The 13,624-nt window shown below is 65.4% G+C and carries 17 protein-coding genes; 2 read left to right on the top strand and 15 right to left on the bottom strand.

The window, feature by feature from the left end; all coding sequences use genetic code 11:
* Positions 1 to 100: 100 nt before the first annotated feature.
* From AC5Y49_RS15150 to rpsJ, 13 genes are all read right to left on the bottom strand, one after another.
* A complete protein-coding gene (locus tag AC5Y49_RS15150) occupies positions 101 to 985 on the bottom strand; it encodes a formylglycine-generating enzyme family protein (protein ID WP_499888323.1) in 885 nt (294 codons plus the stop codon).
* 5 nt (positions 986 to 990) lie between these two features.
* On the bottom strand, positions 991 to 3,351 hold the full coding sequence (locus AC5Y49_RS15155; RefSeq protein WP_499888325.1) for an arylsulfatase: 2,361 nt from the start codon (positions 3,349 to 3,351) through the stop codon (positions 991 to 993).
* Positions 3,352 to 3,473: 122 nt separating this feature from the next.
* The gene (gene rpsQ / locus AC5Y49_RS15160) at positions 3,474 to 3,866 is read right to left on the bottom strand and encodes a 30S ribosomal protein S17 (protein WP_499888326.1); all 393 of its coding nucleotides are present in this window, start codon (positions 3,864 to 3,866) and stop codon (positions 3,474 to 3,476) included.
* A complete protein-coding gene (gene rpmC, locus AC5Y49_RS15165) occupies positions 3,866 to 4,099 on the bottom strand; it encodes a 50S ribosomal protein L29 (RefSeq protein ID WP_499888327.1) in 234 nt (77 codons plus the stop codon). The genes rpsQ and rpmC overlap by 1 nt, the downstream gene beginning before the upstream one ends.
* Positions 4,099 to 4,515, bottom strand: coding sequence for a 50S ribosomal protein L16 (rplP, locus tag AC5Y49_RS15170; protein ID WP_065014863.1), 417 nt, complete (start codon positions 4,513 to 4,515; stop codon positions 4,099 to 4,101). The genes rpmC and rplP overlap by 1 nt, the downstream gene beginning before the upstream one ends.
* Before the next feature lie 3 nt (positions 4,516 to 4,518).
* Entirely contained in the window at positions 4,519 to 5,355 is an 837-nt protein-coding gene (gene rpsC / locus AC5Y49_RS15175) for a 30S ribosomal protein S3 (protein WP_499888331.1), read from the bottom strand.
* Positions 5,355 to 5,915 carry a 50S ribosomal protein L22 gene (rplV, locus tag AC5Y49_RS15180; RefSeq protein WP_499888333.1) on the bottom strand — a complete coding sequence of 187 codons (561 nt, stop codon included), beginning with the start codon at positions 5,913 to 5,915 and terminating at the stop codon, positions 5,355 to 5,357. The genes rpsC and rplV overlap by 1 nt, the downstream gene beginning before the upstream one ends.
* On the bottom strand, positions 5,912 to 6,193 hold the full coding sequence (gene rpsS / locus AC5Y49_RS15185; protein WP_073880559.1) for a 30S ribosomal protein S19: 282 nt from the start codon (positions 6,191 to 6,193) through the stop codon (positions 5,912 to 5,914). Before rpsS ends, rplV begins: the two co-directional genes overlap by 4 nt.
* Positions 6,194 to 6,202: 9 nt before the next feature.
* The gene (gene rplB / locus AC5Y49_RS15190) at positions 6,203 to 7,042 is read right to left on the bottom strand and encodes a 50S ribosomal protein L2 (protein ID WP_499888337.1); all 840 of its coding nucleotides are present in this window, start codon (positions 7,040 to 7,042) and stop codon (positions 6,203 to 6,205) included.
* A 26-nt stretch (positions 7,043 to 7,068) separates the two neighbouring features.
* On the bottom strand, positions 7,069 to 7,371 hold the full coding sequence (gene rplW / locus AC5Y49_RS15195; protein ID WP_499888340.1) for a 50S ribosomal protein L23: 303 nt from the start codon (positions 7,369 to 7,371) through the stop codon (positions 7,069 to 7,071).
* On the bottom strand, positions 7,371 to 8,021 hold the full coding sequence (gene rplD, locus AC5Y49_RS15200) for a 50S ribosomal protein L4 (RefSeq protein WP_499888342.1): 651 nt from the start codon (positions 8,019 to 8,021) through the stop codon (positions 7,371 to 7,373). Before rplD ends, rplW begins: the two co-directional genes overlap by 1 nt.
* Positions 8,021 to 8,674, bottom strand: coding sequence for a 50S ribosomal protein L3 (gene rplC, locus AC5Y49_RS15205; RefSeq protein WP_499888344.1), 654 nt, complete (start codon positions 8,672 to 8,674; stop codon positions 8,021 to 8,023). The genes rplD and rplC overlap by 1 nt, the downstream gene beginning before the upstream one ends.
* A gap of 13 nt (positions 8,675 to 8,687) precedes the next feature.
* Positions 8,688 to 8,993: a 30S ribosomal protein S10 gene (rpsJ, locus tag AC5Y49_RS15210; RefSeq protein WP_003873519.1), complete on the bottom strand. Its 306-nt coding sequence runs from the start codon at positions 8,991 to 8,993 to the stop codon at positions 8,688 to 8,690.
* A gap of 380 nt (positions 8,994 to 9,373) precedes the next feature.
* Between rpsJ and AC5Y49_RS15215 the strand changes: the two genes are divergently transcribed.
* The gene (locus AC5Y49_RS15215) at positions 9,374 to 9,850 is read left to right on the top strand and encodes a hotdog fold domain-containing protein (RefSeq protein WP_499888346.1); all 477 of its coding nucleotides are present in this window, start codon (positions 9,374 to 9,376) and stop codon (positions 9,848 to 9,850) included.
* Between the two features lie 96 nt (positions 9,851 to 9,946).
* On the opposite strand, the gene AC5Y49_RS15220 is transcribed toward AC5Y49_RS15215, so the two are convergent.
* Positions 9,947 to 11,563 carry a carboxylesterase/lipase family protein gene (locus tag AC5Y49_RS15220; protein WP_499888347.1) on the bottom strand — a complete coding sequence of 539 codons (1,617 nt, stop codon included), beginning with the start codon at positions 11,561 to 11,563 and terminating at the stop codon, positions 9,947 to 9,949.
* Positions 11,564 to 11,730: 167 nt separating this feature from the next.
* Here AC5Y49_RS15220 and AC5Y49_RS15225 point away from each other — a divergent pair, with 167 nt between their 5' ends.
* Positions 11,731 to 12,981 (top strand): cytochrome P450, encoded by a 1,251-nt coding sequence (locus tag AC5Y49_RS15225; protein ID WP_499888350.1) that lies wholly within the window; start codon positions 11,731 to 11,733, stop codon positions 12,979 to 12,981.
* Here the strand turns inward: AC5Y49_RS15225 and AC5Y49_RS15230 are convergent.
* Entirely contained in the window at positions 12,947 to 13,615 is a 669-nt protein-coding gene (locus AC5Y49_RS15230) for a TetR/AcrR family transcriptional regulator (RefSeq protein ID WP_499888352.1), read from the bottom strand. The two genes, AC5Y49_RS15225 and AC5Y49_RS15230, sit on opposite strands and share 35 nt — an antisense overlap.
* Positions 13,616 to 13,624: the final 9 nt, after the last annotated feature.

Genomic DNA, 13,624 nt, shown 5'->3' on the forward strand with positions numbered 1-13,624 from the left:
CAGCGCCAAATTCGTCCCCCTTTGCCTCCCCTTTTGCCGCGAACGTGCGTGTCCCCGGCCGACACGCCGCACTAAACGCCGGGAACACGCACGCTCGCCACTAACCGACGTCCGCCACGCAGCGAAACCCGATATGGCTGGTCGCGGTGTCCTGCGACTGCGGTGACCGCGCCGCTGGCCGGTAGCGATGGCAGTACTCCGGCGCGCACAGGTGCGAGCCGCCTTTGAGCGTCTGGCTGACCGCCGGATCAGCAGCTTCCGACGGCATACAGCAGGCCTTGGGCGGCTGATCCAGCCGGTGATGCACCGAGAACTCGGTGGTCGTCCACTCCCAGACATTGCCGATCATGTCGAGCAGGCCGACGTCGTTGGGCGGAAAGATCCCCACCGGCGAGGTTCCGGTCCAGCCGAGAGCGCCGTCGTTGCGGTACGGGAAGCTGCCCTGCCAGGTGTTCGCCATCAGCTGCCCACCCGGCCTCTCCTCGTCGCCCCACGAGTAGGTCCCGGTGGATCCGCCGCGGGCGGCGTACTCCCACTCGGCCTCGCTCGGTAACCGCCGGCCGACCCAGCGCGCGTAGGCCGCGGCGTCGGGATAGGCGATCTGCACGACGGGATGGTCGGCCTTGTCCACCACATCGCTGGCCGGGCCGAACGGCTGCCGCCAACTCGCGCCCGGCACCCAGTGCCACCATTGCCGCCAGTCGCGCAGATCGACCGGACCCGGCGTCGGACGGAACACCAGTCCACCGGGCTGCAGGTCCGCTGGATCAACGCCGGGGTAGAGCGCCGGATCGATCGGCTGCTCGGCAACTGTCACATAGCCGGTCGCAGCCACGAATTCGGCGAACTGGGCATTGGTCACCGGATGACGCTCCACCGCCACGGCGCCCACCGTCGCGGTGTGTATCGGCGCCTCTTCGGGATAGAAGCTCGTCGATCCCATCCGAAACGAGCCGCCGGGTAAGTCAACCAGGTCGGTCAGCATGCCGGTCAGTCACGCGAAAATGCCAGTGCCAGCGTCTTTTCCAAGTCTTCGTAGGGCGTACCCGAGATGTCCACGGTGACGCGTGTGATGGTGCCTCCGGTAAAGGTGAATGGCGCCTTGTAGCGGCTGGACACTGCCGAACCGCTGTTGCGCCCGACGCTCACCGTGGCGCCGGCCAACCCGAACGTTCCCGGCTGAGTCGTCATCTCCGACAACGTGGCGACCGCCTGATCGTCGATGTAGAGCACGGCTTCGCCCAGCGGTGTATGGCTGTTCGGCACGGTGCCCGACCGGGTGTAGCGGACCCCGAAAAGGTGCCGGCCCAACGGAACTGCTCCCGACGACGATATCCACTGGTGCCGCTCGCCGAGGAAGTTGTAGACGTAGTGCAGTCGCCCGTCCTGAATGAACAGCACATGGCCGCCGTGCGCCCCGCCCTGCTTGAACAGCACCCCTTCGGCGCCGGTGGTGTCCACCGTCACGTCGGCCACTATCGAGAACGACTGTCCGCGTAGCTCGACGGCGGCCCCGATACCAACTTCGGCGGCATTCGGGTAGTAGGTGAAGCTGGAGCGGTCGGCGGCCAGATGGGGCCGCCACCGCGACATCGTTTCGAAGATATTCAAATCGGCCAGCGGCAGCCCGTTGTATTTGTCGGCCTCGGAATACCACAGCGCTTTGAGCTCCTCCAGCTTCTCCGGATGGTCGCCGGCGAGGTCATGGCACTGGCTGCGGTCAGCGGCGATGTGGAACAACTCCCACCGGTCGGCGTCGAAATGTGACCAGCCGGCCGGGGTGGCGGCATGTACGGTGTTGGCGAACCAGCCGTCGTGCCAGATCCCCCGAGTGCCCAGCATCGTGTAGAACTGAGTGTTCTTGCCAGTGTCTGCCGCCGGATCATCCAGGGCCGCTTTGAAACTCACACCGTCCAGCGGCCGTTGGGCAATCCCCTTCACGACCTCCGGCGGGGTGATGCCCAGCAGCTCGTACACGGTCGGAGTGATGTCGCAGACGTTGATGTAGTTGTCGCGCACCTCACCGTGGGCGGCAATTCCGCTGGGCCACGAGATGATTGCGCTGTCGGCGATGCCGCCCTCATGCGAGGCGTAGCGCTTGAACAGCTTGTAGGGCGTGTTGAAGGCCATCGCCCACCCGATGGGGTAATGGTTGTAGGTCTCCGGCCCGCCGAGACGATCGAGGAATTTCAGGCTCTCCTCGACGGTGTCGATGTAGCCGTTGAAAAACTTCGACTCGTTGACCGATCCGTTCGGCCCGCCTTCGCCGCTGGCACCGTTGTCACAGATCACCAGGACGATGGTGTTGTCCAATTGCCCGGATTCTTCGAGATAATCCAGGATCCGTCCGATCTGGTCATCGGTGTAAGACAGAAAGCCGGCGAACACCTCGGCCATCCGGGCGAACAGCTTCTTCTCCTCGGCACCCAGCGATTCCCAGGGGCGCACCGTGTCCTGCAACGGCCACGACTCACCGGACGGCCCCGTCACATCCAAGTACGGATTGATCGGCGAAAGCTCGGTATCGGGTGGGACGATGCCCATCGACTTCTGGTTCTCCAGCACGATCTCGCGGTATTGCTCGTAGCCCATGTCGAAGCGACCGGCGTATCTGTCGGCCCATTCCTTGAACACATGGTGGGGTGCATGGCCGGCACCGGGGCACACATAACTGAACCACGGTTTGTCCGGCGCAATCACTTTGGCGTCACGGATGAATTCGATGGTCTTGTCGGCGAGGTCTTTCGACAGGTGGTAGCCGTCCTCAGGGGTACCGGGCGGAGTCACCGGATGGTTGTCGTAAACCAGGTCGGGATACCACTGGTCGGTCTCACCGCCCAGGAACCCGTAGAACCGTTCGAAGCCGCGAGATAGCGGCCAGTGCCGCTTCGTTGACGCCAGGTTGGATTCCTCCAGCGGCGTCAGATGCCATTTGCCGACGCAGTAGGTGTTGTAGCCGCGTTCGGCGAGCACTTCGGACAGCAGCGCAGTGTCGGCGGGGATGCGCCCGTTGCAGTTGGGGAACCCGTCGGTGAATTCCTCGATGGTGGCCATGCCGACCGTGGTGGCGTTGCGACCGGTCAGCAACGCCGCTCGGGTTGGCGAGCACAACGCCGTGGTGTGAAACTGCGACAGTCGCACGCCGCGGTCGGCGATGCGGGTCATGTTCGGCATGTCGACCAGTCCGCCGAAGCAGTCCCAGGTGGCGATGCCGACGTCGTCCCACACCAAATACAGGATGTTCGGGGCGTTTTCCGGTGCGTTTGGAGCGGCGAACGGTCCCCAATCCGGCTCCGAGTCACGAATATCCAGTTCGATTTTGCCGTTGAACTCACTGGACTCGGATGCCATCGCTGGCCTCACTCTCGTGGTGGACCTACCGGATATCGGCTGCAGACTATACCTGCGAACATACGCAAAAGCCCCTGAAACAATGCCTGTTCAGGGGCTTCTGGGTGTGCGGTCGTCAACCGCTACTTGGCCTTCTCCAGGATGTCCACCAACCGCCAGCGCTTGGTTGCCGACAGCGGGCGCGTCTCCATCAGCGAGACTCGGTCGCCGATACCGGCGATACCGTTCTCGTCGTGCGCCTTGACCTTTGTGGTCGTGCGGATGATCTTGCCGTAGAGCGGGTGGCGTACCCGGTCCTCCAACTCGACCACGATGGTCTTCTGCATCTTGTCGCTGACCACGTAACCGATGCGGGTCTTCCGCCTGCCCCGCGGCTTCGGGGTGCGCGGAGTGTGCTTGGGGCCCTTCCCCTCCGAAGCAGCATCTTTCGACGCCGCACTTTTCGGAGCGGTCTTGGCAGCCTTGGTAGCAGCCTTCTTCGGCGCAGCCTTGGCGCCGGTTTTCGCCTCTGCCATTACGATTCCTCACCATCCGGCCCGGAAGCCAGGCCGAGTTCACGTTCGCGGAGCACGGTGTAGATGCGCGCGATTTCCTGACGCACCGTGCGGAGTCGACGGTTATTGCTGAGCTGGCCGGTCGCCATCTGGAAGCGCAGGTTGAACAGCTCTTCCTTGGATTCGCGCAGCCGCTCGATCAACTCTTCTTCGGTGAGCTCGCGCAGTTCGCCAGCGGAAACTCCCACTGCCATCAGAACTGCTCCTCTCGGGTGACGATGCGTGCCTTGATCGGCAACTTGTGAATTGCCCGGGTGAGCGCGGCCCGGGCGATCGACTCGTTCGGGTAGCTGAGCTCGAAGAGCACCCGCCCCGGCTTGACGTTGGCGATCCACCATTCCGGCGAACCCTTACCCGAACCCATTCGGGTCTCGGCGGGCTTCTTGGTCAACGGGCGGTCCGGGAAGATGTTGATCCACACTTTGCCGCCACGCTTGATGTGCCGGTTGATGGCGATACGAGCGGACTCGATCTGCCGGTTGGTGATGTAGGCGTGCTCAAGTGCCTGGATGCCGTAGTCGCCGAAGCTCACCGTGGTGCCGCCGCTGGCGATGCCACGCTGACGGGGATGATGTTGCTTGCGGTGCTTGACTTTACGGGGAATCAACATGATTCAGCTCTCCGTGCTCTGCGTTTCGGCGGTCGGCTCCGCAGCGACGGCGGCCGGCGCAGCGACTTCTTCGGCACCCGAGGCAGCGCGTCCCGCATCGGTGCTGGTGGCCGTCGTGCCGGCGGCACCGCTGCGGCGCGGACGGGTGCCCGACGGCCGCTCGCGGCGCGGGCGGTCGGCGCCACCCGTGGGAGCGGCCAGCTCCCGTTTCCCACCGACGATGTCGCCCTTGTAAATCCACACCTTGACGCCGATGCGGCCGAAGGTGGTCTTGGCTTCGTACAAGCCGTAGTCGATGTCGGCGCGCAGCGTGTGCAGCGGAACTCGACCTTCGCGGTAGAACTCCGAGCGGCTCATCTCGGCGCCGCCGAGACGACCGGAGCACTGCACCCGGATGCCTTTGACGTTGGGCTGACGCATGGCCGACTGGATCGCCTTACGCATGGCGCGGCGGAACGCGACGCGGTTGCTCAGCTGTTCGGCTACGCCTTGCGCCACCAACTGTGCTTGGGACTCGGGGTTTTTCACCTCGAGGATGTTGAGCTGGACCTGCTTGCCGGTCAGCTTCTCCAGGTCCGCGCGGATGCGGTCGGCCTCGGTGCCGCGGCGTCCGATGACGATCCCCGGCCGGGCGGTGTGGATGTCCACCCGGACCCGGTCGCGGGTGCGCTCGATCTCCACGTCGGCGATTCCGGCGCGCTCCAGCCCGCTGGAGAGCAGGCGGCGGATCGCCACATCTTCCTTGACGTAGTCGGCGTACTGCTTGTCGGCGTACCAGCGTGACTTCCAGTCCGTGGTGATACCCAGCCGGAAGCCGTGCGGATTGATCTTCTGGCCCACTACTGCGAGCCTCCCTTCGCTTCGGAAGTCTCAGAAGTCTTCTTGGAGGTTTCCGTGGACTTCTTGGCCGGCGCCTTCTTGGCGGATGCCTTCTTTGCGGGCGCCTTGTCGGCGGGTGCTTTCTTGGCCGGCGCCTTCTTGGCGGCTGCCTTGCTGGCCTGGGCGCGGCGCGCCCGCGCTGACTGCGATCGCTCGTCCTTCACCGGCCGGCTCTCCACCACCACGGTGATGTGGCTGGTACGACGACGGATCCGGAAGGCACGGCCCTGAGCGCGCGGACGGATCCGCTTGGCGGTGGGGCCGTCGTCGGCGAAGACGCTGGCCACCACCAGAGTTGACGGGTCGAGCCCGTTGTTGTTCTGGGCGTTGGCCGCCGCGCTGGCGATGACCTTGGCCACCGGCGCGCTGGCCGCCTGCGGCGCCCACCGCAGGATGTCGAGCGCCTCGGACACGGACTTGCCACGTACCAGGTTGATCACCCGGCGTGCTTTGGTCGGTGAGACACGCACGAAGCGCGCCTTGGCGACCGCAGAAGGAAATTCGGTTGTGGTGCTGGTCATCGCCGCTTGGCTTTCCGGTCGTCTTTGATGTGTCCCTTGAACGTGCGCGTCGGTGCGAACTCGCCGAGTTTGTGACCCACCATCGCTTCGGTGACGAACACCGGCACGTGCTTACGTCCGTCGTGCACGGCGAACGTGTGGCCGATGAAGTCCGGGATGATGGTCGACCGCCGCGACCAGGTCTTGATGACCTGCTTGGTGTTCTTCTCGTTCTGCGTGTCGACTTTCTTGAGCAGGTGGTCGTCGACGAACGGACCCTTCTTCAGGCTGCGTGGCATCGGCTACTCCTAGCGGTGCTTCTTGCCGGTGCGCCGGCGTCGGACGATGAGCTTGTCACTGGGCTTGTGCGGCTTGCGGGTACGTCCCTCGGGTTTGCCCCACGGGCTGACGGGGTGACGCCCACCGGACGTCTTACCCTCACCACCGCCGTGCGGGTGGTCGACGGGGTTCATCACCACACCGCGGACCGACGGGCGCTTGCCCTTCCAGCGCATCCGGCCGGCCTTACCCCAGTTGATGTTTGCCTGCTCGGCGTTGCCCACTTCGCCGACGGTGGCGCGGCAGCGCACGTCGACGCGGCGGATCTCACCGCTGGGCATCCGCAGCGACGCGTAGGTGCCCTCTTTACCGAGTAACTGGATGCTCGATCCCGCCGAGCGGGCCAGTTTGGCGCCCCCGCCCGGGCGCAGCTCCACGGCGTGGATCAGCGTACCGGCCGGAATGTTGCGCAGCGGAAGGTTATTGCCCGGCTTGATGTCGGCATTGGCACCGGACTCCACCACATCACCCTGCGAGAGTCCCTGCGGTGCAATGATGTAACGCTTCTCACCGTCAAGGTAATGCAGCAAGGCAATCCGGGCGGTGCGGTTGGGGTCGTACTCGATGTGCGCGACCTTCGCGTTGACGCCGTCCTTGTCGTTGCGGCGAAAGTCGATCACCCGGTAGGCACGTTTGTGCCCGCCGCCCTTGTGGCGGGTGGTGATCCGGCCGTGTGCGTTGCGTCCGCCGCGACCGTGCAGCGGACGCACCAACGACTTCTCCGGAGTCGAACGAGTGATCTCGGAGAAATCGGACACGCTGGCACCGCGACGACCCGGAGTCGTCGGCTTGTACTTGCGAATTCCCATGTCTGTTTAAGTCTCTCTATCCTCGACTACGCCGGTGCCCCGAATAGGTCGATCGGCTTGCTGCCCGGCACCAGCGTGACGATGGCGCGCTTGGTGTCCTTACGTTTGCCGTATCCGGTCCGGGTGCGCTTGCGCTTACCCTGCCGGTTCGCGGTGTTCACCGCAGCGACCTTGACCGAGAAGATCTTCTCGATCGCGATCTTGATTTGCGTCTTGTTCGAATCGGGGTGCACCAAAAACGTGTAGACGTTGTCGTCGATCAGCCCGTAGGACTTCTCCGAGATGACCGGCGCCAAGATGATGTCGCGGGGATCAGTGACAGTCGCCATCAGGCCGAAACCTCCTCGGGAGTGTTGGCCGCGATGTAGGCGTTGAGTGCCTCCACGGAAAACACCACGTCGTCGGCGCGTAACACGTCGTAGGTGTTGAGCTGGTCGGGCGCCAGCACGTGCACACCCGGCAGGTTGCGCACGCTCTTCGCACCGGTCTCGTCGGCGCGTCCGATCACCAGCAGCACCTGCTTGCGATCGGTCAGCGTGGCCAGAAAAGCTTTGGCGCTCTTGGTCGACGGCGTCTGCCCCGACACCAGCTCACTGATCGCGTGGATACGGTCGTTGCGCGCCCGGTCGGACAACGCGCCGCGCAGCGCGGCCACGATCATCTTCTTCGGGGTGCGCTGGCTGTAGTCGCGCGGCTTGGGGCCGTGCACGACACCACCGCCGGTGAACTGCGGAGCCCGTGTCGAGCCCTGGCGGGCCCGCCCGGTGCCCTTCTGCCGGTACGGCTTACGACCACCACCGCGTACTTCGCCGCGCGTCTTGGTCGAATGCGTGCCCTGTCGCGCCGCTGCCCGCTGTGCGGTGACCACCTGGTGCATCAACGCGATATTCGCCGGCGCATCGAACAGCTCAGCGGGCAACTCGACGGAGCCGCTGTTCTTGCCGTCCGGGGTCTTGACGTCAATCTTGATGCCAGCCATTACTTCTCACCTCGTTTGATCGCGCTGCGGACCACGACGAGTCCACCGTTGCGGCCAGGGACCGCACCTTTGATCAGCAGCACGCCGTTCTCGGCATCGACCTTGTGCACCAACAGGTTCTGCGTGGTCACCCGATCGTTACCCATCCGGCCGGCCATCCGGGTGCCCTTGAACACCCGCGCCGGCGTAGCGCAGCCGCCGATGGAACCCGGCCGGCGGTGCACCGCCTGAGCACCGTGGCTGGCGCCCTGCCCGCGGAAACCGTGCCGCTTCATGGTCCCGGCAAAGCCCTTGCCCTTGGAGGTGCCGGTCACGTCGACGTAGCTGCCGGCGGAAAAGATTTCAGCGGTCAACTCCTGGCCGACCTCGTATTCCGCTGTCGCGCCGGCGTCGTCGAGCCGCAACTCGGCCAGGTGCCGACGCGGGTTGACCCCGGCAGCAGCGTACTGACCGGTTAGCGGCTTGTTGATCTTCCGAGGACTGATTTCGCCGTAGGCCAACTGCACTGCGCTGTAGCCGTCACGCTCCGGTGTGCGGATTCGAGTCACCACGTTGGGTCCGGCCTTGACCACCGTCACCGGGACAACTCGGTTGTTGTCGTCGAACACCTGCGTCATGCCCAGCTTGGTGCCCAGAATGCCTCTTCTCGCCATTGTTCTGGATCTCCTACTGGATGTTGACGTCGACGCTGGCCGGCAGATCGATACGCATCAACGCGTCAACGGTCTTCGGCGTCGGATCGAGGATGTCGATCAACCGCTTGTGCGTGCGCATTTCGAAGTGCTCCCGCGAGTCCTTGTATTTGTGCGGAGAGCGAATGACGCAATACACGTTCTTTTCGGTCGGCAGCGGCACCGGACCTACCACGCTGGCGCCGGTCCGGACGACCGTCTCGACGATTTTGCGCGCCGAGGCGTCAATGGCCTCGTGGTCGTAGGCCTTGAGCCTGATGCGGATCTTCTGTCCCGCCACGCTTCTCCTACCTCACTCTCCAATGTCCGGACCCGGTGTCCCGCAGCGCGTCGATCGATCTGGATCGATCTGGCGTCGCGCCGGATGTTGCGCCGCTGTTTACCTGTCGTGGTCCACCGGCCCCCGCGGTCGGGTGTGTCGCCCGCACGCAGCCTGGTCCGCGGCCGAAATTGGTCGCGTTCCGAGGATGGGACCGGACGCGCCCGTCTGGGCGCCGGTCGTATGCCCGGCCAGGCGCGAACCCGGCCCAAGGCAACCTGAACAGTATGCCCCAGATCGTGGCAGCGGCCAAATTGCGGCGGCCCGGTGACCGCCCAGGGTAGTCAGCGACGCCATGGGCCGCGGCGCCAGCTCCTTACTCCGGAGTAAGGTTTGTCGGCATGACCGGCACGACCAGCACTTATACTGCTTGGAAACGACTGTCCGGGCGTCCGGGCGGCACCCGGTTGTTCTCGGCGGCCGCTATGGCGCGAGTCCCCTACTTCGTCTCGGTGCTGCCGCACGTGGTGCGGATGGAGCCGGGGCTGGCCGAGGTGCGGGTGCCCAAGTGGTTCTTCGTCTACAACCACCTGCACACCGTGCACGCGATTGCGTGCTGCAACGCGGCCGAGGTCGCGATGGGGATGCTGATGGAAGCCACCGTGCCGCGCAGCCATCGCTGGATCCCCAAGTCGATGAGTGTGCAGTACCTGGAGAAGGCCACTACGTCGCTGCGGGCGGTGGCCCGGCTGGACCCGCCGGACTTCGAACAGATCACCGACGGCGTCGAGTTGGTGGTGCCCGTCAGCATCACCGACCGTAGCGGCGTCGAGGTCGTGCACGCCGACATCACCACCTGGGTGACACCGGCGCGCTGACGCTACCCACGCCGAGATCGACGTTAGGGCCGATCCCACTCGCACTTTTGGGCGCTAACGTCGATCTCGACCGGGCCGACGGCCAGTGGGGCGGGCTCACGACCTGCCCTTCAGCGTCGCCCAGAACGCGCATTGATGGTCGGCTTCGAAGGTGGTGGTGACCCTGCTGCCGTCGGGACGCAACGACATCCACGGGGCGTGATCACCACTCAGCTTGGGCCACTCGGGTTGACCGGCGGCCTCGGGCGTGCCAGTGCTCACGAATCGGCTCCAGTAGGCGATCATCTGGTCCGACAGCGCGCGCTGGGCGGGATTCAACGGCGGGGCGCCGCCGACGTTGAACAGGTACCGCAGCTCTAACGAGTGGCTGGCGCCGACCGGAAAAGGCGCGTGCCGCAACGAATCCGGTGCCGGCGCGTGCGGATCGTCGAACTCGTAGGCATACACCGGTGCGTTACGGCTCAACGCGACCGCCATCCGGTCGGCGACACACGAGAAGACTCCGTCGGTCACCGCTGCGGAGTAGGCAAGCGACACGTCCCCGCCATAGCGCTCCGGTGGATAGTGCGCCAGCACGCTCCGACCGTCGGCGCCGAAGATGTCGGTCAACACATTGGGATACTCGGCGCTGGTGACACCGTGATTCCTGCGCGCGTACCGCAGCGCGGCGAACATCGTAAATTCGTCGTGATTGGCGCCGATCAGCACTGGGACCCGGGCGGCCCGACCGCCGCCGAACGCCGCGATCGGACCAACCGGCAGCACCCCGGTGCCGACAACCGGCCCGGTCAACGCATTGGCGTCGCCGATGTGGGTGTACCAGGGCGGTTGGGTCAGCGCCGTCGCCGGCAACGCTCCCAGGCACTGCGCGGCGGCGGCGGGATCGGGGCAGCCCACCGATGCCGCGTAATCCAGGCTGATGCGTTGGGCGGTCGCCAGGTCGGCCTGTGCCTGACACGGCGCGCTCTGGATGATTGCCGCGCGGAACAGCCCCGCCGACGCGGGTGCGGCCAGATGGTCGCACACCGACATGCCGCCCGCGGACTCGCCGGCGATGGTGACTTTGGCCGGATCGCCGCCAAAGGCTGCGATGTTGTCTCGGACCCAACGCAGTGCGGCCTGCTGATCGGCCAGACCGTAGTTGCCCAAGTCAGCGGGCGCGCCGAGCGACGGGTGCGCCAGGAATCCGAGTGCCCCCAGCCGGTAGTTGAGCGTGACGACGACGATGTGGCCCTTGGCGGCCAACCACCGCGCGTTGTAGATGTCGCCACTACCGTTGACGAAGCCGCCCCCGTGAATCCACACCATCACCGGGCGCTTGTCGGCTCGACCCGGGCTGGGCGTCCACACGTTGAGGGACAGGCAGTTCTCGCTGGTCTTCCCCGGGCGGGTCTCCTGGGTGCATTGGGGCCCCGGTTTAGTGGCGTTCAGTGTCCCCGCCCAGCGCGCCGCCGGCCGTGGCGGCTGCCACCGCAGCGCACCGACCGGCGGTGCCGCATATGGAATGCCTTGGAATAGGCGGTAATCCGCGGCGACGAGGCCACGCATCGATCCCACCGAGGTGCGCACGATAGCGGCATCCAACGGTCCGGCATAAGCGGGCGCCGGCCGGTGCGGCACCGCGCTACCGCCGTGGCCGCAGCCGGCCACCACCGTCGCCGCCGCCAGCAGCGCGGCGCAGGCGCGGCCACGGCGAAGCAATCGGATCGACACAAGGGTTCAGCCTACGGATCTCTCGAAACCGCTCCCGCGGATTTTGGGATGACGGACACTGAAAAAATTCTGGATCTTGTTGCCTGACTGCTTTTCGGGCCGCTTGCGGCCTGCATGGCCGCCTGGGCGCACCCGTCGAGAAATCACGCCAGCAGGTGAGGAAGCCGATGAGCGCACCGATCATTGACGAGGCCGCCAAGGTCTTCGCCGACCCGACCTCCTACGCCGACGAGCCGCGGCTGCATGCGGCACTGACCCATTTGCGCGCCCATGCGCCGGTGTCGCTCGTCGACTGCCCGCCGTACCGGCCGTTCTGGGCGATCACAAAACACGCCGACATCATGGACATCGAGCGGGACAACAACCTGTGGGTCAACGAGCCACGCCCGCTGCTGGCGACTGCCGAGCAGGACGACTTTGCGCGCGCACAACTGAACTCCGGGATGGGGCTGCGCACGCTGATCCACATGGACGACCCGCAACATCGGGTGGTGCGGGCGATCGGCGCCGACTGGTTCCGGCCCAAGGCGATGCGCGCGCTCAAGGTCCGCGTCGACGAGCTGGCCAAGATCTACGTCGACAAGATGATGGCCGCCGGAACCGAATGTGACTTCGTGCAAGAAGTCGCCGTGAATTACCCGCTGTACGTGATCATGTCGCTGCTGGGCCTGCCGGAATCGGACTTTCCCCGCATGCTCAGACTCACCCAGGAACTCTTCGGCGGCGACGACGAGGAATTCAAGCGCGGCAACACCCCCGAAGAACAGCTCCAAATCCTGCTGGACTTCTTCGGTTACTTCAACGCCATCACCACGTCACGCCGCGAGCAACCGACCGAGGACCTGGCCTCGGCGATCGCCAACGCCCGCGTCGACGGGCAACCGCTCTCCGATCTCGACACCGCGTCCTACTACGTGATCATCGCGACCGCGGGCCACGACACCACCAGCGCAACGATCGCCGGCGGCCTGCAGGCGCTGATCGAGAACCCCGATCAACGCCGGCGGCTAACCGACAACCTGGATCTGATGCCGTTGGCCACCGAGGAAATGATCCGCTGGGTGACTCCGGTCAAGGAATTCATGCGCACCGCCACCGCGCACACCAACGTGCGCGGGATCCCGATCGCTGAAGGCGAATCGGTGTATCTGTCCTATGTCTCCGCCAACCGGGACGAGGAGGTGTTCGACGATCCGTTCCGCTTCGACGTCGGCCGCGACCCGAACAAGCACCTGGCGTTCGGTTACGGCGTGCACTTCTGCCTGGGGGCCGCGCTGGCGCGCATGGAGGTGAACAGCTTCTTCACTGAATTACTGCCCCGGCTGAAATCCATTGAGCTGAACGGGAACCCGGAGCTGATCGCGACGGTGTTCGTCGGCGGGCTCAAGCACCTGCCGATTCGGTACTCGCTGCGCTGAGCGGCGTTTGCTGCGCGCGCTGCACATACAGGAAACCGTCGACAGCGGCTCGGGCGCATTCCCGGTAGTCGAAATCCGGCAAGGTCGACAGTCGGCCCAATGCCAGCGGGCCGATCAACAGGGCAATCGCACGGGACCGGTCGATGTCGCCCAACTCCGCAGCCTCCGGGCTATCGAAAATCGCGTCAAACGGGGCCGCGTACTGCGCAGCGATGTGTTCGCGCAGCGTGTTGATTGCAGCGCTGTCGGCGGCATGAACGCCCCGGGCCTCTGGCATCTGTTCCAAGTCGCGCCCCAGCGCCAGCCACGACATCGCGGTCAGCATGCCGGGCGCCTCGGCGATCGATTGACCGAAGCCCAGCACCACTGCAATGAGCCGATCACGCAGGCTGCCGTCTTCAGAAGGCATGGCCGCCGGCGGGATCAAACTATTGAAAGCCGCTGCCAGCAAATCATTTCCGCTGGGGAAGTGGCGGTACAGCGTGGCCCGGGCTACGTTGGCGCCACGAGTGACCGCGTCGACGGTCACCGCGCTGGGCCCTCCCGAGCGCAGTAGCGCGGTAGCGGCCTCGAGCAACCGGGCCCGGGATCGCGCCGGCCGGGGATCGGTACTGCTGCCGGTGATGAGTACCACCTCCGTTTA

It is taken from the genome of Mycobacterium sp. NGS62, assembly GCF_059812285.1.

What these genes read in the sequence shown, in the direction of transcription:
- AC5Y49_RS15150 (WP_499888323.1), bottom strand. Translation starts at nt 985, where the DNA reads ATGCTGACCGACCTGGTTGACTTACCCGGCGGCTCGTTTCGGATGGGA.
- AC5Y49_RS15155 (WP_499888325.1), bottom strand. Translation starts at nt 3,351, where the DNA reads ATGGCATCCGAGTCCAGTGAGTTCAACGGCAAAATCGAACTGGATATT.
- rpsQ (WP_499888326.1), bottom strand. Translation starts at nt 3,866, where the DNA reads ATGGCAGAGGCGAAAACCGGCGCCAAGGCTGCGCCGAAGAAGGCTGCT.
- rpmC (WP_499888327.1), bottom strand. Translation starts at nt 4,099, where the DNA reads ATGGCAGTGGGAGTTTCCGCTGGCGAACTGCGCGAGCTCACCGAAGAA.
- rplP (WP_065014863.1), bottom strand. Translation starts at nt 4,515, where the DNA reads ATGTTGATTCCCCGTAAAGTCAAGCACCGCAAGCAACATCATCCCCGT.
- rplV (WP_499888333.1), bottom strand. Translation starts at nt 5,915, where the DNA reads ATGACCAGCACCACAACCGAATTTCCTTCTGCGGTCGCCAAGGCGCGC.
- rpsS (WP_073880559.1), bottom strand. Translation starts at nt 6,193, where the DNA reads ATGCCACGCAGCCTGAAGAAGGGTCCGTTCGTCGACGACCACCTGCTC.
- rplB (WP_499888337.1), bottom strand. Translation starts at nt 7,042, where the DNA reads ATGGGAATTCGCAAGTACAAGCCGACGACTCCGGGTCGTCGCGGTGCC.
- rplW (WP_499888340.1), bottom strand. Translation starts at nt 7,371, where the DNA reads ATGGCGACTGTCACTGATCCCCGCGACATCATCTTGGCGCCGGTCATC.
- rplD (WP_499888342.1), bottom strand. Translation starts at nt 8,021, where the DNA reads ATGGCTGGCATCAAGATTGACGTCAAGACCCCGGACGGCAAGAACAGC.
- rplC (WP_499888344.1), bottom strand. Translation starts at nt 8,674, where the DNA reads ATGGCGAGAAGAGGCATTCTGGGCACCAAGCTGGGCATGACGCAGGTG.
- AC5Y49_RS15215 (WP_499888346.1), top strand. Translation starts at nt 9,374, where the DNA reads ATGACCGGCACGACCAGCACTTATACTGCTTGGAAACGACTGTCCGGG.
- AC5Y49_RS15225 (WP_499888350.1), top strand. Translation starts at nt 11,731, where the DNA reads ATGAGCGCACCGATCATTGACGAGGCCGCCAAGGTCTTCGCCGACCCG.